Origin of the sequence: Auraticoccus monumenti, from assembly GCF_900101785.1 — a bacterium.
GTDB classification, from domain to species: Bacteria; Actinomycetota; Actinomycetes; order Propionibacteriales; family Propionibacteriaceae; genus Auraticoccus; species Auraticoccus monumenti.
The window spans coordinates 3455141-3474552 of record NZ_LT629688.1 but is presented as its reverse complement, the minus strand read 5'-3'; the positions used below and the strand labels follow the sequence as shown (position 1 = coordinate 3474552).

The following is a 19412-nucleotide window of genomic DNA, read 5'->3' as shown; positions in this document are numbered from 1 at the left end:
CGTGGCTGTCCCCAGCGGTCTCGACCTCGAGGCCAAGACCGATCTCGTCGGGGAGGAGCGCACCGGGCGTGCCTCCTCCCCGCCGGGGCGGCACCGCGGTCGGCTGCTGCGCCTGCTGCGCTCCGACGTCGCCGTGGTGCTCTCGGCCGGCTACATCGCCGTGGTGGTGCTGGCCGCGGTGTTCGCCCCGCTGCTGGTGCGGCTGAGCGGCTGGGGACCCTACGAGTTCGACCAGGCGGCCATCGACCCGAACCTGGGCGGGTTGCCGCTGGGCTGGGGCGGGGGCATCTCGGCCGAGCACTGGCTGGGCGTCGAGCCCGGCAGCGGCCGCGACGTCTTCGCCCGCATCGTCTACGGCGCCCGGGTCTCGATGGGGGTGGCCCTGGCCGCCACCGCGCTGACCACCACCACGGCCGTGGTGATGGGGCTGCTGGCCGGCTTCCACGGGGGAGTGGTGGACCTGGTCATCTCCCGGGTGATGGACTTCCTGATGGCCTTCCCGGCCCTGATCTTCATGATCGCGGTGCTCTCCGCGCTGCCGGCGGAGAACCGCCAGGCGCTGCTGGTGCTGGTGATCTCCGTCTTCGGGTGGCCCTACCTGGCCCGGGTCGTCCGCGGCCAGACCATCAGCCTCACCCAGCGGGAGTTCGTCGAGGCCGCCCGGGCCTCGGGGGCCGGCGGCTTCACCATCGTCTTCCGCGAGGTGCTGCCCAACCTGCGCTCCACCCTGGTGGTGATGACCACCCTGGCCGTGCCCGGCTACATCGGCACCGAGGCCGGACTGTCCTTCCTGGGCATCGGGGTCATCCCACCCACGCCCAGCTGGGGGCAGATGATCGCCACCTCGTCCAGCTGGTACGCCGTCGACCCGGCCTACTTCTTCATCCCCTCCGCGTGCCTGTTCCTGCTCGTGTTCTCCTTCACCGTGCTGGGCGACCGGCTCCGCACCCTCACCGACTCCGGGGAGCTGCGCTGATGCTCCGTCTCCTGGGCACCCGGCTGCTGGGCATGGCCGTCGTGCTCTTCCTGGTCAGCCTGTTCACCTTCGTCATCTTCTTCGCGCTGCAGCCCGACCCCGCGGTGCAGATCTGCGGCAAGAACTGCACCGTGGAGCGGATCGACCAGATCCGGTCCAACCTCGGGCTGGACCAGCCCTTCTGGACCCAGTTCGGGGGCTTCCTGTCCGGGGTCTTCGCCGGGCGCACCTACGAGGGCGGCCAGGTCTGCGCCGCCCCGTGCCTGGGCTACTCCTTCCAGAACAGCCTGCCGGTCTGGGACATGGTCGTGGACCGGCTGCCGGTCTCGGCCACCGTGGCCGTCGGGGCGGCCGTGCTCTGGCTGCTGGCCGGCATCGTCGGCGGGCTGGTCAGCGCCCTCAAGGAGGGCAGCTGGTGGGACCGCGGCGCGATGATGCTCGCCCTCGGCGGCATCTCCATCCCCAACTACGTGCTGGCCCTGCTGCTGCAGTACGTCCTGGTGGTGAAGCTGCAGCTGCTGCCCTTCCCGCAGGCCGTCGACTTCGCCGACGACCCCGGGCAGTGGTTCGCCAACTACCTGATGCCCTGGGTGGTGCTCTCCTTCGCCTACGCCTCGCTGTACGCCCGGCTGACCCGGGCCAACGTGATCGACACGCTGGGGGAGAACTACGTGCGGACCGCCCGGGCCAAGGGCCTGCCCTCCTCCCTGGTGGTCCGCCGCCACGCGCTGCGCCCCGCGCTCACCCCGGTGGCCACCATCTTCGCGATGGACTTCGCCGGTCTGATGGGTGGCGCGCTGATCACCGAGACCGTCTTCGGGCTCAACGGCATCGGCAAGCTCGCCGCGGACTCCATCGCCCGCAACGACCAGCCGGTGATCATGGCGGTGACCCTGCTCGCGGCCTTCTTCGTGATCGTGGGCAACATCGTGGTCGACCTGCTCTACGGCCTGCTCGACCCGAGGGTGAGGACGGCCTGATGACGGCGCTGCTGGACGTGCGCGACCTGACGGTCGTCTTCGACACCCCGCGTGGCGAGGTCGAGGTGGTCTCCGGGGTCTCCTTCGAGCTGGCCCCCGGCGCCTCGCTGGGCATCGTCGGGGAGTCCGGCTCGGGCAAGTCGATGACCAGCCTGGCCGTGATGGACCTGCTGCCCAAGGGGGCACGGCGGACCGGCTCCATCCGGCTGGCCGGCACCGAGCTCACCACGCTGGGTCGCGGTGGCATGCGCCAGGTCCGCGGCAACCGGGTGGCGATGATCTTCCAGGACCCGCTGTCCTGCCTGAACCCCTACTACACCGTCGGGCTGCAGATCGAGGAGGCCTACCGGGCGCACCGGCCGCGGGCCACCCGGCGGGAGGCCCGGACGGCGGCCGTCGAGTCGATGGAGCGGGTGCACATCCCCAAGGCGGCCGAGCGGGTGGGGCACTACCCCCACCAGTTCTCCGGCGGGATGCGGCAGCGGGTGATGATCGCGATGGCCCTCAGCAGCGACCCCGAGCTGCTGATCGCCGACGAGCCGACCACCGCCCTGGACGTCACGGTGCAGAAGCAGATCCTCGACCTCATCGCCGAGATCCGTGCCGACACCGGTGCCGGGCTGGTGATGATCACCCACGACCTGGCCGTGGTCAGCGAGATCGCCGACTCCGTGATGGTGATGCAGCGCGGTGAGGTGGTCGAGCAGGGGGCCGCCGAGCAGGTCTTCAGCCGCCCGGCCCACCCCTACACCCGGCGGCTGCTGGAGGCCGTCCCCCGGATCGACGACCCGCTCGTCGGGCAGCAGGAGGCGTCGTGGTGAACGAGGTGGTGATGCGGGCCCACGGCCTGGTCAAGGACTTCGGTGGCGGCGGGCTGGTGCGCCGGCCCCCCTTCCGGGCCGTCGAGGACGTCTCCTTCGAGATCCCGCGCGGGCAGACCCTGGCCCTGGTGGGGGAGTCCGGCTCGGGCAAGTCGACCACCGCGCGGATGGCGGCGCACCTGGTCGAGCCGACGGCCGGCACCATCGAGCTCGAGGGGGAGGACGTCACCCGGCTGCGGGGGCCCGCGCTGGCCCGCTTCCGGTCCCGGGTCCAGGTGGTCTTCCAGGACCCCTTCTCCTCGCTCAACCCCCGCCACTCGGTGGAGCAGATCGTCACCGCGCCGCTGCGCTACCAGCGCCGCAGGGTGCCCGGAGGGGCGCGGGCCTTCACCGGCGACCTGATGGAGCGGGTGGGGCTGGACCCCGACCACTCCCGGCGGCTGCCGCGCCAGTTCAGCGGCGGCCAGGCCCAGCGGATCGGGATCGCCCGCGCGCTGGCCGTCGACCCCAGCGTGGTGATCTGCGACGAGGCGGTCTCGGCCCTCGACGTCTCGGTGCAGGCCCAGGTGATCGAGCTGCTGGGTCGGCTGCAGGCCGAGCAGGGGCTCAGCTACCTGTTCATCGCCCACGACCTGGCCGTGGTGCGCCAGATCGCCCAGCACGTGGCGGTGATGTCGGAGGGACGGATCGTCGAGGCCGGCACCCGCGACCAGGTCTTCGACGACCCGCGCCAGGAGTACACCCGCACGCTGCTGGCGGCGGTGCCCCGGATCCCGGCCGAGTGGGACGCCGCCCGCCGGGCCGGCGCGGTCGACCCCGGGCGCGGCGCGCCCGGGGCGCACGAGGACCCTGGCACCCATCCGGCCGGCGGGGCCCACACCCCGGCCCCGGCACGAGCGGAGGAGACGGCATGACGACGGTCACGGAGTACCTGCTGCCCGGGATGGCGGTGCGCGAGCACGAGCTGACCGTCCCGCTGGACCACGACCAGCCCGACGGGGAGGCCATCACCGTCTTCGTCCGCGAGCTGTGCGACCCGGTCCGGCGCGGTGAGGACCTGCCGCTGCTGCTGCACCTGCAGGGCGGTCCGGGTGGGAAGGGGCCGCGACCGGTCGACCGCTCGGGCTTCCTCGAGGTCGCCCTCGAGCACTACCGGGTGGTGCTGCTGGACCAGCGCGGCACCGGCCGCAGCACCTTCCTCGACGGCGAGCGGCTCACCTCCCGCGGCAGCGCGGAGGAGCAGGCGCGCTACCTGTCCCGGTTCCTGGCCGACTCGATCGTGGCCGACGCCGAGCTGGTGCGCCACCAGCTCTACGGCGGGCGGCGCTGGGCCACCATCGGGCAGAGCTACGGCGGGTTCCTCACCCTGGTCTACCTGTCCAGGGCCCCGGAGGCGCTGACCGCCTGCTACGTCACCGGCGGCATCCCCGGCGTGCCGCCGCGCGCCCAGGAGGTCTACCGGCGCACCTTCCCCCGGGTGCGGGAGAAGGTGGCGCGCTACTACCGCCGCTACCCCGCCGACGTGGACCGGGTCGCCGCGGTCGCCGACCGGCTGGCCGAGGGCGACGTCCGGCTGCCCGACGGGGACCGGCTCAGCGTGCGCCGGTTCCAGAGCGTGGGCATCGACCTGGGCATGGGGCCGGGGGCGGAGCGGCTGCACTGGCTGGTCGACGAGGCCTTCGTGGCCCCGGGCCGGCTCGGCGCGGACTTCCTGCAGCAGGTGCAGACCCGCACCTCCCAGGTCGGCTCGCCGCTGTTCTGGTCCCTGCAGGAGAGCATCTACGGCAGCGGCGAGGTGACCACCGGCTGGGCCGCCGAGACCGAGCGGGCCTCCCACCCCGACTTCGACCCCGACGCCCGTCCGCTGCTGTTCACCGGCGAGATGGCCTTCCCGTGGATGTTCGAGGAGGTCGCCGCGCTGCGGCCCTTCGCCGCCGCGGTCGACCTGCTGGCCGCGCGGACGTCCTGGCCCGAGCTGTACGACACCGCCCGGCTGGCCGCCAACGAGGTGCCGGTGGCGGCGATGGTCTACCACGACGACATGTTCGTCGACGCCGGGCTGTCGCTGCAGACCCTGGCCGGCCTCGGCAACGCCGAGGCCTGGATCAGCAACGAGTGGGAGCACGACGGCCTCGGCGACCCGCGGGTCCTCCGCGGGCTCCGCGAGCGGGTCGCCGCCCGAGGAGGAGAGCTGCGATGAGCCTGACCGAACGCACCGTCCCCTACCAGGGGACCCAGCCGCCGCGGCTGGCCCGGGTACCCGCCTTCGTGGAGGCCATGGGCCGCGGCTGGGCCGACGTCGCCGTGGTGCCGGAGCTGGTGCCCGGCGCCCCGCAGGCCGCGGCCGAGCACCGCCGTCGGCTGTCCGAGGCGGTGCCCGGACGCACCCTGGTGGTCCCCGCCGGCCGGGCCCCGGTCAGGGCCAACGACACCGCCTACGACTTCCGCCCGAGCAGCGACTTCGCCTGGTTGACCGGCGGGGTGGCGGTGGAGGGCGCCGTGCTGGTGATGGTGCCGACGGGCCGCGGTCACGACACCACCCTCCACCTGCCGCCGCCCTGGCGTCCCGGGACGCCGGGCTTCTTCGCCGACGCCGCCTCCGGCGAGCTGTGGGTCGGCCCCTCGCCCTCGCTCACCGCCTGGGAGGAGCTCCTCGGCGTGGCCGTCCGGCCGCTGGACGAGATCGACCCCGCCCTGGCTGCCGCAGGGGACGACGCCGAGCTGGCCCGTCGCTGCTCGGAGCTGCGGATGGTCAAGGACGAGTGGGAGGTGACCCAGCTGCGCGAGGCCGTGGACGCCACCGTGGCCGGCTTCGCCGCGGTGGCCGCCGAGCTGCCGACCGCCGTCGGCGGACCCGACCGGCCGGGCCTGGGGGAGCGCTGGCTGCAGGGCACCTTCGACCGGCACTGCCGCACCTTCGGCAACCAGCCGGGCTACGCCACCATCGTCGGCTCCGGGCCGCACGCGCCGACCCTGCACTGGGTCCGCTGCGACGGCCCGGTGCTGCCGGACGCGCCGCTGCTGCTCGACATGGGGGTGGAGGGACGCTCCTTCTACACCGCCGACGTGACCCGGACGGTGCCGCCGAGCGGTCGCTTCGACCCGGTCCAGCGCCGGGTCCACGACCTGGTCGAGCGGGCCCACCGGGCCGGGATGGACGCGGTCCGCCCCGGCGCCCGGTTCAGCGACTTCCACTTCGCGGCGATGGAGGTGGTGGCCACCGGTCTGCACGACTGGGGCCTGCTGGAGGTCTCGGTGGACGAGGCGCTGTCCCCGCAGGGTCAGCAGCACCGGCGCTGGCTGGTGTGCGGCATCGGCCACCACCTGGGTGTCGACGTGCACGACTGCTCGGCGGTGGAGGCCGGCGACCAGCACGCGGTCACCCTGCAGCCCGGGATGGTGCTCACCGTCGAGCCCGGGCTGTACTTCCACGCCACCGACCTGACCGTCCCCCCGGAGCTCCGGGGGATCGGCGTGCGGCTGGAGGACGACCTGCTGGTCACCCCCGGCGGCGCCGACGTGCTCTCCGACGCCCTGCCGATCGACGCCGAGGGCGTGGAGCGGTGGACGCGGACGCACAGCACCCCTAGCATGTGACATGGCACTAACTTCGAGAAACGGACTGACATGAGCGCACGAGCTGCCTGGCACGGGATCCACGTCGCCACCACCCTCCCCTTCACCGCCGACCTGGCCGTGGACCACGACGCCTTCGCCGAGCACGTGGCCTTCCTGGCGGCCAACGGCTGCGACGGCGTCGCCCCCAACGGCTCCCTGGGGGAGTACCAGACCCTCACCTCCGAGGAGCGACGCCAGGTGGTGCGCACGGCCGTCGCCGCCGCCCCCGAGGGCTTCACCGTGATGCCCGGGGTGGCCGCCTACGGCAGCGCCGAGGCCCGCCGCTGGACCGAGGACGCCGCCGAGGCCGGCGCCGCGTCGGTGCTGCTGCTGCCCCCCAACGCCTACCGGGCCGACGACGACACCGTGGTGGCGCACTACCGCGAGGTGGCCAGGGTGGGGCTGCCGGTGGTGGCCTACAACAACCCGATCGACACCCGCGTCGACCTCACCCCGACGCTGCTGGCCCGCCTCCACGACGAGGGGCTGATCGTGGCGGTCAAGGAGTTCAGCGGCGACGTCCGCCGGGCCTGGGAGATCCGCGAGGTGGCTCCCGAGCTGGACCTGCTGATCGGCGCCGACGACGTGCTGCTCGAGCTGGGGCTGGCCGGGGCCGTCGGCTGGATCGCCGGCTACCCCAACGCCATCCCGGCCGTCACCTCCGAGCTCTACCGTCTGGCCACCTCCGGGGACGCCGCCGACCTGGCCCGGGCCGTCCCGCTCTACGCCCAGCTGCACCCGCTGCTGCGCTGGGACTCCAAGACCGTCTTCGTCCAGGCCATCAAGCTCTCGATGGACGTCGCCGGGCGCTACGGCGGCCCCAGCCGCCCGCCGCGCAACCCGCTGCCCACCGAGGTGGCCGACGTGGTGCGCACCCAGACCGAGGCGGTGCTGGAGGCCCTGGTCCGATGAGCACCCGTCGCAGCGGCAGCCGGGCCGGGAGCCGGCGATGAGGACCACCCGGGTGCTGCACGCGGTGGACTCCCACACCGAGGGCATGCCGACCCGCGTGATCACCGGTGGCGTCGGGACCTTCCCCGGCGCCACGATGGCCGAGCGCCGCACCTGGTTCATGGCCCACAGCGACCACCTGCGCACGTTCCTGATGAACGAGCCGCGCGGCCACTCGGCCATGAGCGGGGCCATCCTGCAGCCGCCGACCTCTCCCGAGGCCGACCTGGCGGTGCTGTTCATCGAGGTGAGCGGGGTGCTGCCGATGTGCGGGCACGGCACCATCGGGGTGGCCACGGTGGCGGTGGAGACCGGGCTGGTGCCGGTGACCGAGCCGGTCACCTCGCTGACCATCGAGACCCCGGCCGGGCTGGTCCGGGCCGAGGTGGCGGTGCGCGACGGCCAGGCCGAGTCGGTCACCATCCGCAACGTGGCCTCCTTCGCCCTCGCCCTGGACCAGCAGGTCGAGGTGCCCGGGTTCGGCACCGTCTCCTACGACCTGGCCTTCGGCGGCAACTTCTACGCCATCACCGACCTGGCCGGCCTCGGGCTCCCCTTCGAGCGCGCGGCCGGGCCGGAGCTGCTGCGCGCCGGTCTGGCGCTGATGGAGGCCATCAACCAGACCGCACCCCCGGTGCACCCCGAGCGCCCCGACATCCGCGGCTGCCACCACGTCTACCTGTCCGCCCCCGGCTCGGACGCCCGCCACTCCCGGCACGCGATGGCCATCTACCCCGGCTGGTTCGACCGCTCGCCCTGCGGCACCGGCACCAGCGCCCGGATGGCCCAGCTGCACGCGCGCGGCGAGCTGGCCCTGGACACCGACTTCGTCAACGAGTCCTTCATCGGCACCCGCTTCATCGGCCGGCTGGTCGAGGAGACCACGGTGGCCGGACGCCCGGCGGTGGTCCCCACCATCACCGGGCGTGCTTGGATCACCGGGACGGCGCAGTACATGCTCGACCCCCGGGACCCCTTCCCGTCGGGTTTCGTGCTGTGAACGGCGCACCGCAGCGGGTCGCCCCCCGGAGGGCGCCGGGGAGGGAGACCGACGTGCAGGGCAGGATCGAGGGGCTGGCGCCGCTGCGGAAGCGCGAGTCGCTGCGGGAGGGCGTCGGGTTCGCGCTGCGGGCCGCCATCATCTCCGGCGAGATGCGTCCGGGCGTGGTGTACTCCGCCCCCACCCTGGGTGCGATGTTCGACGTCTCGGCCACCCCGGTGCGCGAGGCGATGCTGGACCTGGTCCGGGAGGGCATGGTCGAGGCGCTGCCCAACAAGGGCTACCGGGTGACCGAGGTCGCCGACTCCGAGCTGGACGCCATCACCGAGGTGCGGCTGCTGCTGGAGCCGCCGATGGTGGCCCGGGTCGTGCCCCTGGTGACCGCCGAGGAGCTGCCCGGCCTGCGCGCGCTGGCCGACGAGATCGTCGCCGCCGTCGAGCGCCACGAGCTGCCCGCCTACGTCGACGCCGACCGCCGCTTCCACCTGGCCCTGCTCCAGCGCGCCGGCAACAAGGTGCTCAACCAGGTGGTCTCCGACCTCCGCGGACGGACCCGCCTCTTCGGGCTCGCCCCGCTGCTGGAGTCCGGTGAGCTGGTCGCCTCGGCCCAGGAGCACCACGAGCTGCTCGACCTGGTCCAGGCCCGCGACGCCGAGGGCGCCCGGGAGCTGATGGTGCGCCACATCGGCCACGTCCGCGGCGAGTGGGCCGGCTCGGGACGCCCGTGAGGTCCTCCAGCGAGGTAGTGGTCGTCGGGGCGGGGGTGGTCGGCGCTGCGGTGGCCCTGTTCTGCGCCCGGGCCGGTCTGGACGTCACCGTGCTGGAGCGCGGCGCCCCCGGCAGCGGCACCTCCAGCGCCGGCGAGGGCAACCTGCTGGTCTCGGACAAGGAGCAGGGTCCCGAGCTGGACCTGGCCCTGCTCTCCCACCGGCTGTGGCACGACGAGCTGGCCGAGCACGCCGGGCGCTGGGAGCTGGAGGCCAAGGGCGGTCTGGTGGTGGCCCGCGACCAGGCGTCCCTGACCGGGCTGCACGAGCTCACCGTCCGGCAGCGGGCGGCCGGCGTCGACGCCCGTGACATCGACGTGGCCGAGCTGCTGGAGCGCGAGCCGCTGGTCGACCCCGGCGTGGCCGGGGCCGCCTGGTACCCCCAGGACAGCCAGGTCCAGCCGGTGCTGGCCGCCACGCACCTGCTCGCCCTGGCCCGCCGCTCCGGTGCGGTGCTCAGGGCGGGGGAGACCGTCACCGGGATCGAGCGCCGGGCCGGTCGGGTCGTCGCGGTGCGCACCGACCGCGGCCGGCTCGCCACCGCGGCGGTGGTCAACGCCGCCGGCCCCTGGGCCGGCCACGTGGCCGGACTGGCCGGGGTGCACCTGCCGGTGCTCCCGCGACGCGGCTTCGTGCTGGTCAGCGAGCCCGTCCCGCTGACCGTCCGGCACAAGGTCTACGCCGCCGAGTACGTCTTCGACGTGGGCAGCTCGGACGCGGGGCTGCAGTCCTCGCCGGTGGTGGAGGGGACCCCGGCCGGCACCATCCTGATCGGCTCCACCCGCGAGCGGGTCGGGTTCGACGCCACCCCGTCCCCGCGGGCGCTGGCCCTGCTGGCCTCCGGCGCGCTGGGGCTCTTCCCCTCCCTGGCCGGGTTGCGGATCATGCGCAGCTACCACGGCTTCCGGCCCTACTGCCCCGACCACCTGCCGGCCATCGGCGAGGACGCCCGGCTGCCCGGGCTCTGGCACGCCTGCGGCCACGAGGGCGCGGGCATCGGGCTGTCGGTGGGGACCGGCCACCTCATCGCCCAGGCGCTCACCGGCCAGCAGCCGTCGCTGGACCTGACCCCCTTCGCCCCCGCCCGGCTCGAGCAGCTGGTGGCCGCGTGAGCGCGGCGCGGGAGGAGGGGACGGTGCCGCTGCACTGGCAGGGCCGCGAGCTCGCCGCGCGGCCCGGGCAGAGCGTCGCCGCCGCGCTGCTGGAGAACGGGGTGCGCTCCTGGCGCCGCACCCGCCGCGGAGGACGTCCGCGGGGCCTGTTCTGCGGCATCGGCGCCTGCTACGACTGCCTGGTCCGCCTCGACGGCGGGCCCGAGGTGCGGGCCTGCCTGGTGCCGGTCAGCCCGGGTCTGCGGGTCGACCCCGGCGGCGCCGTCCCGGAGCACGACCCCTGCGAGCAGGACCCGACCCGGCGGCCGCCGGAGCGGGACGCGGTGCAGCACCCGACGGAGGAGGACGCGTGAGCAGGGGAGCGGAGGCCGTGGCAGCCGCGCGGGTGTGGCCGGTCGCGGTGGTCGGGGCCGGCCCGGCCGGTCTCTCGGCCGCGGTGACGGCCGCGGACCACGGGATCGACGTGCTGCTGGTCGACGCCGGCGGGGCCCCGGGCGGGCAGTACTGGCGCCAGCCCGGTGACGTGGTGCCCGGTGGGCGGGACCCCGACGGCCGGGAGACCCGTCCGCACGCCGAGCACGGAGGACGTCGGCTGACCACCCTGTGGGACGCCCTGCAGCGGCACCGCGACAGCGGCCGCCTGACCCTGCTCAGCCGCACCCAGGTCTGGCAGGCGGTGGCCGAGGACGGGGTGTTCGCCCTCGGTCTCACCCCCTCCCCGGGGAGCCCGCCCGGCCCGGCCCGGGTGCGCGCGGAGCGGCTGGTGCTCTGCCCCGGTGGGGCGGACCGGCAGCTGCCGCTGCCCGGCTGGGACCTGCCCGGGGTGATGGCCGCAGGGGGCGTCCAGTCCCTGCTCAAGGGCTCCGGCACCCTGGCCGGGCGCCGGGTGGTGGTGGCGGGCACCGGTCCGTTCCTGCTGCCGGTGGCCACCGGTCTGGCCCGGGCCGGGGCCGAGGTGCGCGCCGTCTGCGAGGCGGGCCGCCCGGTGGGCTGGGCCCGGGACCTGGCCGCGGTGGCCGGGGTCCCGAGCAAGCTGGTCGAGGGGGCGGGGCTGGCCGCGGCGATGGTGCGGCACCGGATCCCCTACCGCACCCGCACCGTGGTGCGCCGGGCCGTCGGGACCGAGGAGCTGGAGGCGGTCGAGCTGGTCCGCCTCGGGCGCGACGGACGTCCCGGGGAGCGCGTCGAGCGGGTCGAGGCCGACCTGCTGGCGGTGGGCTGGGGCTTCACCCCCGCCCTGGAGCTGGGTCTGCAGCTGGGCGCGGCCACCCGGGTGGACGTCGACACCTCGCTGGTGCTGGAGGTCGACGAGCGGCAGCGCACCGACGTGCCCGGCGTCTGGGTGGCCGGCGAGGCCTGCGGCGTGGGCGGCTCGGTGCTCAGCGACCTGGAGGGCCGGGTGGCCGGCGCCGCCGCGGCCGAGGACGCCGGGGCACCGCCCCGGGCGGGCACCCCGGCCCGGGCCATCGGCCGGCACCGGCGTTTCGCCCGGTCCATGCACCGCAACCACCCGGTGCCAGAGCACTGGGCGGACTGGCTCACCGACGACACCCTGCTCTGCCGCTGCGAGGAGGTCGAGGTGGGCCGGCTCCGCGAGGCCCGCGACGAGCTGGGGGCCAGCGACGCCCGCGCGGTGAAGCAGGTGACCCGGATCGGGATGGGCTGGTGCCAGGGACGGGTCTGCGGGTTCGCCGCCGCCTGCCTGACCGCCGGGCTGGAGGGGCGGGAGGTCGCCGAGCGGGACCTCCGCGCGCTGGGCTCCCGGCCGCTGGCCGTCCCGGTGACCCTGGCCGAGCTGGCGTCGCTGCCCACCGGCCCCGGGCAGCCCCCGCAGGCGTGACCGGCTCCCCGGTCGGGGCTCCACCCCGGGCCGCCCGCTCGACTAGGTTGGTCCGCGTGACGCACCGCGAACGACTCACCGTGCCCGTCTCCTGGGTGCTGCTGGGTGCGGTCGTGGTCGGCTCCCTCACCCTCACCTGCCTCTTCGCCACCCCGCCGCTGGTGGCGCTCCTGGTCACCCTCGTGGCCACCGCGGGCACCGTGGCGGTGCTGGTCAGCCAGTCCGCACCGGTGGTGGCCGACGCCGACGGCCTGCGTGCCGGACGCTCCCGGATCGGCTGGGAGTGGGTCGCCGGGGCCAGGGTGCTGAGCCCGGAGGAGGTCCAGGACCGGGTCCGGGGCCGCGCGGACGTCCGCTGCTGGCGCCTGCTGCGCCCCTACCTGGACCAGGTCGTCCGGATCGAGCTGGCCGACCCCGCCGACCCCCACCCGGCGTGGCTGGTGGCCAGCCGCCACCCCGAGGCGCTGGCCGCGGCCGTCACCGCCCACCTCGTCCCCGCCGGCGAGGCCACCCCCCGCCCGACCGCCCGAGAGGACACCCCCTCGTGACCGACCCCGTGCCCGCGCCCCCGACCGCCGGGGAGGCGGTGGAGCGCCCGCAGGTGCGCGTCCAGCGCCTGGACCCGGACCTGCCGCTGCCCGGCTACGCCCACGCCGGCGACGCTGGGGCCGACCTGTGCACCCGCACCGACGTCGAGCTGGCCCCCGGTGAGCGGCGGCTGGTGCCCACCGGCGTGGCCGTGCAGATCCCCGACGGCTGGGTCGGCCTGGTGCACCCGCGGTCGGGGCTGGCCGCCCGGTCCGGGCTCACCATCGTCAACGCGCCGGGCACCGTGGACTCCGGCTACCGCGGCGAGGTGCAGGTGTGCCTGCTCAACACCGACCGTGAGCACCCCGTGGTGCTGCACCGCGGTGACCGCATCGCGCAGCTGGTGCTCCAGCGGGTCGGCTGGGCCGACTTCGTGGAGGTCGGCTCCCTCGACGGGTCCGACCGCGCGGCCGGTGGTCACGGGTCCAGCGGTGGCGTCCGGGCGTGGCAGACTCAGCAGCCGGATCCGCCCGAGCACTTCCAGGAGAGCACACGATGATCTTTGGCCGTCGCCGCAGGGACGATGACGCCGGGACCGAGGTCGACCAGGAGGTCGAGCCGGTCGAGACCGGGGACGAGACCGACGCCGCGGACGCCGACGCCGTCGCGGAGGAGACGCCCGCCGCCGAGGAGGAGCGTGACTGGGCCGCGTTCGACCTCTCCCAGGACTGGCGTGCCGACGGGCCGTTCGACATCTCCGAGGTCGACCTCGAGGCCGACGACATCAAGCGCGTCGACCTCGGCGCCCTGGTGATCACCCCCCGCGAGGGGATGGAGCTGCGGCTGCAGGTGGCCCAGGACAGCGGCCAGGTGGTCTCGGCGATGGTGCTGGTCGGCCAGTCCGCCCTCGAGCTCGCCGTCTTCGCCGCCCCCCGCAGCGGGGGCCTGTGGGCCGAGATCCGCGCGGACGTGATCGAGGCGACCCGCGCCCAGCGCGGCAGCACCACCCTGGTCGAGGGTCCGTTCGGCACCGAGCTCCGCCGGCTGGTCCCGGTCAAGGCCCCCGGCGGCGAGGAGGGCTACCAGCCCTCGCGCACCTGGGCGGCCGAGGGCGACCGCTGGCTGCTGCGGGGCGTCCTCTACGGGCAGGCCGCGCTGGCCGAGGGCACGGCGGCCCCGGCCGACGTGCTGCACGACGTGTTCGCCTCCACCGTGGTGCGCCGCGGGGACGAGGCGATGGCCGCCGGGAACGTCATCCCGATGACCATGCCCGAGGGTGTCCGGGTCACCCCGCCGCCGCAGGGCTGAGGGTGGGAGCCAGGGCCGACGGCCCGCGCTTCTCCCGGGACCTCCGGCGAGGCACAATGGGTGGTGGAGGTGCGACCGTGCCCTCCGTCGACGACCGGGAGCGAGCGATGAGTCAGGTGGGGGAGCGTCCACGTCGTGGGGCGTTCGGTCGGGCACTGTCCCGGCTGGTCTCGTCCAACGAGGAGCTCGAGTCCGAGAAGCTCCAGCGTGATGTCCGCCAGTGCGGTGCGACCCCGCTGGTGCGTTGTACCGACCGCAGCCGGGTCACCGTCAGCGGCACCGTCAGCTGCATCACCATGCAGCCGCGCGGCACCACCCGCTGGCTGCAGGCCGACCTCAAGGACGGCTCGGGCACCCTGACGCTGGTGTGGATGGGCCGTCGGTCGATCCCCGGCATCGAGCCCGGGTCCCGGCTCAAGGTCGACGGCCGCATCACCACCATGGAGGGGCAGCGGACGATGTTCAACCCCCGCTACGAGCTCCTGGCCGCCGCGCCCCAGTGACCGCCGCCGGGCGCGGCCGCCCACCGGCCGCGGCCGGCGCTCCTCAGATGCCGACGGTGTTGTCGATCACCGAGGGACGCACGTGGTTCGGCGTCAGCAGCTCGGCCAGCTCGCGCTCGTGCTCGGGGTCGGTGACGAAGAGCAGCTCGTCCCCACCCTCCAGGGCCGCGTCCCGCTGCGGAGCGGTCGCCCGGCCGTCACGGATGATGGCCACCAGCACCACCGCCGGCGGGAACGTCAGCGCCCCGACCCGCTGACCCACCGCCGGGGAGTCGTCGGGCAGCGTCATCTCCACCAGGTTGCTGTTGCCCTTGCGGAACTGGAAGAGCCGCACCAGGTCGCCCACGGTGACGGCCTCCTCCACCAGGGCGCACATCAGCCGGGGGGTCGACACGGCGACGTCCACGCCCCACAGGTCGTCGAACATCCACTCGTTGCGGGGGTGGTTCACGCGGCCCACCGTGCGCGGCACCCCGAACTCGGTCTTGGCCAGCAGCGAGTGCACCAGGTTCACCTTGTCGTCCCCGGTGGCGGCGATCGCGGCGTCGCAGGAGTCCAGCCCGGCCTCCTCCAGCGAGGACAGCTCGCAGGCGTCGGCCAGCAGCCACTCGGCGTCGGGCACGGACTCGGTCTTGATGGCCCGGGGGTCCCGGTCGATCAGCAGCACCTGGTGCCCGTTGGCCAGCAGCTCGCTGGCGATCGAGCGGCCCACGTTGCCGGCTCCGGCGATCGCTACGCGCATGGTCGAGACCTCTCTGCAGTGGTGGTCGGGGAACGGCGCACGGTGGCTACTCCTTCGGCGGAGGGCCGGCGAAGAGGGTCTCCACCTCGCTGATCCGGTTCTTCTCCACCGCCATGTAGGCCAGGTCGCCGTCCTGGAAGAGCGTCTTGGGGGTGGCCACCTGACCCTGGCCCAGCCGCAGCAGCACCGGGATGGGGGTCCGGGCGGCCCGCTGCATCTCGGCGATGGAGCGGCCCACCCAGGAGCGGTCGACGTGCACCTCGACCAGCTGCACCTGGCCCGAGACGTCGCGCCACAGCGGCTCGGAGCCCTCGGGCAGCAGCCGGCGCAGCACCTGGTCGGCGGCCCAGCGGACGGTGGCCACGGTGGGGATGCCCAGGCGCTCGTAGACCTCGGCGCGGCCGGGGTCGTAGATGCGGGCCACCACGTTGTGCACGCCGAAGGTCTCCCGCACCACCCGGGCGGCGAGGATGTTGGAGTTGTCACCGCTGGAGACCGCCGCGAAACCGCCGGCCCGCTCGATGCCGGCCTGGACCAGCACGCCCCGGTCGAACCCCACGCCCTTGACGGTGGCGCCGTCGAAGGCCGGACCGAGACGTCTGAAGGCGTCGACGTCGACGTCGATGACGGCGACCGTGTGGCCCCGTCGCTCCAGGCCCCTGGCCAGGCTCGACCCCACGCGTCCGCAGCCCATGATCACGATGTGCACACAGATCTCCTGACGTGACGTCCTGCGCCGCTGACGCTACCGCACCACGCCGTCTCCCGGCGGTCCGAGCGCTGGTGCTCCCGGCCCGCGGTCGGGCGTAGTGTCGGCGCACGTGAAACTGTCCGACGCGGGCAAGCGCCTGCTGGTGGGCCGGAAGCTGGCCAGCACTCAGCTCGGCGAGACCCTGCTCCCCAAGCGGGTCGCGCTGCCCGTCTTCGCCTCCGACGCCCTGAGCTCGGTGGCCTACGCCCCCGACGAGATCCTGATCACCCTGTCCCTGGCGGGCCTGGCGGGCTACGCCTGGGACTGGCGCATCGCGTTGCTGGTCGCCCTGGTGATGCTGGTGGTGATCGCCTCCTACCGCCAGAACGTGCGCGCCTACCCCTCCGGCGGCGGGGACTACGAGGTGGCCACCACCAACCTCGGGCCCAACGCCGGCATCTCGGTGGCCAGCGCGCTGCTGGTGGACTACGTGCTCACCGTGGCGGTCTCGGTGTCCTCGGGCATCCAGAACGCCACCGCGGTGCTGCCCTTCCTCGACGGGCACGAGGGCACGGCCGCGGCGGTGGTGATCCTGGTGCTGATGGCGCTGAACCTGCGCGGCATCCGGGAGTCGGGGACCATGTTCGCCATCCCCACCTACTGCTTCATGGTGGCCATCCTCGGCATGATCGGCTACGGCCTGTTCCGGATCCTGGTGCTCGGCGAGGAGCTGCGGGTGCACTCGGCCCAGTACGGGATCGAGCCCGACCCGGAGTTCGCCGCCTTCTCCGGGCTGGCCATGGCCCTGCTGCTGGCCCGGGCCTTCTCGTCGGGGTCGGCGGCGCTGACCGGGATCGAGGCCATCTCCAACGGCGTCCCCTCCTTCCGCAAGCCCAAGAGCCGCAACGCCGCGACCACGCTGGCCCTGCTGGGAGCCTGCTCGATCTCGATGATGCTGGGCGTCATCGCGCTGGCGAAGCTGACCGGGCTGAAGCTGGTCGACCTCGGCAGCTCCCACTACACGCTGGACGGCCAGCGGGTCGACGTGGTGGAGCGGACGGCCATCGGCCAGCTGGCCGAGACGGTGTTCTCCGGGTTCCCGATCGGCTTCTACTTCGTGGTGGGGGCCACCATGGTGATCCTGTTCCTGGCCGCCAACACCGCCTTCAACGGCTTCCCGGTGCTGGGCTCGATCCTGGCCCGCGACGGCTACCTGCCGCGGCAGCTGCACACCCGGGGGGACCGGCTGGCCTTCTCCAACGGCATCGTGGTGCTGGCCGTGGCCGCCGCGCTGCTGGTGCTGGTCTTCCAGGCCGAGGTGACCGCGCTGATCCAGCTCTACGTGGTGGGCGTCTTCGTCAGCTTCACCGTCAGCCAGATCGGCATGGTGCGGCACTGGACCCGCCACCTCGCCGGGGAGCGCGACCCCGCCGCCCGCCGCCGGATGCAGCGCGCCCGCGTCATCAACGCGATCGGGCTGACCATGACCGGCACGGTGCTGGTGATCGTGGTGGTGTCCAAGTTCACCCAGGGCGCCTACCTGGCCATCCTGGCCATGATCGCGGTGTTCGGGATGATGAAGGCCATCCGCCGGCACTACGACACGGTCGCCGACGAGCTCGCCCTGGCGCCGGGGGAGACCGGCGAGCTGCCCAGCCGGGTGCGCGCCGTGGTGCTGGTCAGCCAGGTGCACAAGGCGACCATGCGCGCGGTCTACTTCGCCAAGGCGGCCGCACCCAGCACCCTGGAGGCGGTCACGGTGGCGGTCGACCCCGAGCGCACCGAGGAGCTGATGGAGGCCTGGGACCGGCTCGACCTCGACGTCCCGCTCAAGGTCATCGCCTCGCCCTACCGGGAGGTGACGACACCGCTGCTGGAGTACGTGAAGACCCTCCGCTCGGAGTCCCCGCGCGACGTGGTCTGCGTCTACGTCCCCGAGTACGTGGTCGGTCACTGGTGGGAGCAGCTGCTGCACAACCAGTCCGCGCTGCGGCTCAAGGCGCTGCTGCTGTTCAGCCCCGGGGTGATGGTGACCTCGGTGCCCTACCAGCTCCGTTCCTCGCGCCTGGCCCGTGGTCGCCGTGGCGACCAGCGGGTGCGCCGCGGACACGGACCGGTGGGGCGGTGAGCGGCGTGGGAGGCGACGACCTGCCCGGTGAGGGGCGTGCTCTGGCTGGCGGCGCTGGTGACCAGCCCGGTGCGGCAGACGACCTGCCCGGTGCGGCAGGCGACCTGCCCGGTGCGGCAGACGACCTGCCCGGTGCGGCAGGCGACCTGCCCGGTGCGGCAGGCGACCTGCCCGGTGCGGCAGGCGATCAGCCCGGTGGCGTCGGGGACCTGCTCGGACCGGTCCGGGTGGGGGCCGTGGCCCACGGTGGGCACTGCGTGGCGCGTCACGAGGGGCGCGTGGTCTTCGTCCGGCACACGCTCCCCGGCGAGCTGGTGACGGTGCGCGTGACCGACACCGGTCACGACCGGTTCTGGCGCGGGGACGCCGTGGAGGTGCACGAGGCCGCCCCGGAGCGGACCGAGGCGCCGTGCCCGGTGAGCGGGCCGGGACGCTGCGGCGGCTGCGACTTCCAGCACGTCAGCCTCGACGGTCAGCGGGCGCTCAAGACCGCCGTGGTGGCTGAGCAGCTGCAGCGGCTGGCCGGTCTGAGCTGGGACGGCGCGGTGGAGGCGGCGCCGGGTGACGTCGGCGGGCTGGGCTGGCGGACCCGGATGCGCTACCACGCCGACGACGACGGCGTGCTGGCCCTGCGTCGCCACCGCGACCACGCGCTGCAGCCCGTGCCCGCGCAGGGCTGTCCGATCAGCGACCCGCGCGGACGTCCCGAGCGCACCGGCTGGACGCGCGGTGCGGTGGTGGAGACCGCGGTGGACTCCGCCGGCACCCGCACCACGCTGGTCGACGGGGACCGGGTCGAGGGACCCGCGCTGCTGCACCAGGAGGTCGACGGCTCCAGCCTCGCGGTCGCGGCCGACGGCTTCTGGCAGGTGCACCCCGGCGCCGCCGCGACCCTGGTCGAGGCGGTGCTCGAGGGCCTGGAGCCGCAGCCGGGGGAGCGGGCCTTCGACCTCTACTGCGGGGTCGGCCTGTTCGCCGTCGCGCTGGCCCGCCGCGGGCTGCAGGTCTGGGGGGTGGAGTCCTCCCGCTCGGCGGTGGCCCACGCCCGACGCAACCTGGAGGCGGTCGGCGCCGAGGGCTCCCGGGCCACCGCCGGCCGGGTGGCCCAGGTGCTGCGCCGGATGCCCGGGCGGACGGACCTGGTCGTGCTCGACCCGCCCCGCACCGGTGCCGGTCCCGAGGTGGTGCGGGCGGTGCTGGCCCGGCGCCCGCGGCGGATCGCCTACGTCGCCTGCGACCCCGCGGCCCTGGCCCGTGACCTCCGCACCGCCGTCGACGGCGGGTACGAGCTGGTCTCGCTGCGCGGCTTCGACCTCTTCCCGATGACCCACCACGTGGAGTGCGTGGCGGTCCTGGAGAGAACCGGCTCGGACGCGCGGAGCAGCGGATCGCGGTGAGGGCGGTGACGGTCCCGCTCCTGGTGACGCACCCAGCCCACGTCCAACCC

General features: G+C 74.4%; 20 protein-coding genes. 18 read left to right on the top strand and 2 right to left on the bottom strand.

The window, feature by feature from the left end:
- Window position 1 precedes the first annotated feature (1 nt).
- The 16 genes from BLT52_RS16145 (at window position 2) to BLT52_RS16070 (ending at window position 14404) form a co-directional block, all read left to right on the top strand.
- Window positions 2-976: an ABC transporter permease gene (locus BLT52_RS16145; protein ID WP_090594965.1), complete on the top strand. Its 975-nt coding sequence runs from the start codon at window positions 2-4 to the stop codon at window positions 974-976.
- The gene (locus BLT52_RS16140) at window positions 976-1956 is read left to right on the top strand and encodes an ABC transporter permease (protein WP_090594963.1); all 981 of its coding nucleotides are present in this window, start codon (window positions 976-978) and stop codon (window positions 1954-1956) included. The genes BLT52_RS16145 and BLT52_RS16140 overlap by 1 nt, the downstream gene beginning before the upstream one ends.
- On the top strand, window positions 1956-2777 hold the full coding sequence (locus BLT52_RS16135) for an ABC transporter ATP-binding protein (protein WP_090594961.1): 822 nt from the start codon (window positions 1956-1958) through the stop codon (window positions 2775-2777). The genes BLT52_RS16140 and BLT52_RS16135 overlap by 1 nt, the downstream gene beginning before the upstream one ends.
- Window positions 2771-3691, top strand: coding sequence for an ATP-binding cassette domain-containing protein (locus BLT52_RS16130; protein ID WP_231946355.1), 921 nt, complete (start codon window positions 2771-2773; stop codon window positions 3689-3691). Before BLT52_RS16135 ends, BLT52_RS16130 begins: the two co-directional genes overlap by 7 nt.
- On the top strand, window positions 3688-4977 hold the full coding sequence (locus BLT52_RS16125) for an alpha/beta fold hydrolase (protein ID WP_090594960.1): 1290 nt from the start codon (window positions 3688-3690) through the stop codon (window positions 4975-4977). The genes BLT52_RS16130 and BLT52_RS16125 overlap by 4 nt, the downstream gene beginning before the upstream one ends.
- A complete protein-coding gene (locus BLT52_RS16120; protein WP_090594958.1) occupies window positions 4974-6374 on the top strand; it encodes an aminopeptidase P family protein in 1401 nt (466 codons plus the stop codon). Before BLT52_RS16125 ends, BLT52_RS16120 begins: the two co-directional genes overlap by 4 nt.
- A 30-nt stretch (window positions 6375-6404) precedes the next feature.
- Window positions 6405-7307, top strand: coding sequence for a dihydrodipicolinate synthase family protein (locus BLT52_RS16115; RefSeq protein WP_090594957.1), 903 nt, complete (start codon window positions 6405-6407; stop codon window positions 7305-7307).
- A 37-nt stretch (window positions 7308-7344) separates the two neighbouring features.
- The gene (locus tag BLT52_RS16110; RefSeq protein ID WP_090594956.1) at window positions 7345-8346 is read left to right on the top strand and encodes a proline racemase family protein; all 1002 of its coding nucleotides are present in this window, start codon (window positions 7345-7347) and stop codon (window positions 8344-8346) included.
- Window positions 8347-8399: 53 nt separating this feature from the next.
- The gene (locus BLT52_RS16105; RefSeq protein WP_231946354.1) at window positions 8400-9074 is read left to right on the top strand and encodes a GntR family transcriptional regulator; all 675 of its coding nucleotides are present in this window, start codon (window positions 8400-8402) and stop codon (window positions 9072-9074) included.
- Window positions 9071-10225: an NAD(P)/FAD-dependent oxidoreductase gene (locus tag BLT52_RS16100; RefSeq protein ID WP_090596934.1), complete on the top strand. Its 1155-nt coding sequence runs from the start codon at window positions 9071-9073 to the stop codon at window positions 10223-10225. Before BLT52_RS16105 ends, BLT52_RS16100 begins: the two co-directional genes overlap by 4 nt.
- On the top strand, window positions 10222-10578 hold the full coding sequence (locus BLT52_RS16095; RefSeq protein ID WP_090594954.1) for a (2Fe-2S)-binding protein: 357 nt from the start codon (window positions 10222-10224) through the stop codon (window positions 10576-10578). The genes BLT52_RS16100 and BLT52_RS16095 overlap by 4 nt, the downstream gene beginning before the upstream one ends.
- A complete protein-coding gene (locus tag BLT52_RS16090) occupies window positions 10575-12065 on the top strand; it encodes an NAD(P)/FAD-dependent oxidoreductase (protein WP_197679080.1) in 1491 nt (496 codons plus the stop codon). The genes BLT52_RS16095 and BLT52_RS16090 overlap by 4 nt, the downstream gene beginning before the upstream one ends.
- Before the next feature lie 56 nt (window positions 12066-12121).
- Window positions 12122-12613 (top strand): DUF3093 domain-containing protein, encoded by a 492-nt coding sequence (locus tag BLT52_RS16085; protein WP_157677184.1) that lies wholly within the window; start codon window positions 12122-12124, stop codon window positions 12611-12613.
- A gap of 53 nt (window positions 12614-12666) precedes the next feature.
- Entirely contained in the window at window positions 12667-13152 is a 486-nt protein-coding gene (gene dut / locus BLT52_RS16080) for a dUTP diphosphatase (RefSeq protein ID WP_269457619.1), read from the top strand.
- Window positions 13149-13901, top strand: a complete 753-nt coding sequence (locus BLT52_RS16075; protein WP_090594951.1) for a DUF3710 domain-containing protein — start codon at window positions 13149-13151, stop codon at window positions 13899-13901. Before dut ends, BLT52_RS16075 begins: the two co-directional genes overlap by 4 nt.
- Before the next feature lie 77 nt (window positions 13902-13978).
- Window positions 13979-14404 (top strand): OB-fold nucleic acid binding domain-containing protein, encoded by a 426-nt coding sequence (locus tag BLT52_RS16070; protein WP_231946353.1) that lies wholly within the window; start codon window positions 13979-13981, stop codon window positions 14402-14404.
- 43 nt (window positions 14405-14447) lie between these two features.
- Here BLT52_RS16070 and BLT52_RS16065 read toward each other — a convergent pair whose 3' ends face one another.
- Together BLT52_RS16065 and BLT52_RS16060 are read right to left on the bottom strand one after the other, a co-directional pair.
- The gene (locus BLT52_RS16065; protein WP_090594949.1) at window positions 14448-15146 is read right to left on the bottom strand and encodes a potassium channel family protein; all 699 of its coding nucleotides are present in this window, start codon (window positions 15144-15146) and stop codon (window positions 14448-14450) included.
- A 46-nt stretch (window positions 15147-15192) separates the two neighbouring features.
- Window positions 15193-15840, bottom strand: coding sequence for a potassium channel family protein (locus BLT52_RS16060; RefSeq protein WP_172804135.1), 648 nt, complete (start codon window positions 15838-15840; stop codon window positions 15193-15195).
- Window positions 15841-15967: 127 nt separating this feature from the next.
- Between BLT52_RS16060 and BLT52_RS16055 the strand changes: the two genes are divergently transcribed.
- The gene (locus BLT52_RS16055; protein WP_090596927.1) at window positions 15968-17965 is read left to right on the top strand and encodes an APC family permease; all 1998 of its coding nucleotides are present in this window, start codon (window positions 15968-15970) and stop codon (window positions 17963-17965) included.
- Between the two features lie 209 nt (window positions 17966-18174).
- Entirely contained in the window at window positions 18175-19362 is a 1188-nt protein-coding gene (locus BLT52_RS16050; protein WP_090596925.1) for a class I SAM-dependent RNA methyltransferase, read from the top strand.
- Window positions 19363-19412: the final 50 nt, after the last annotated feature.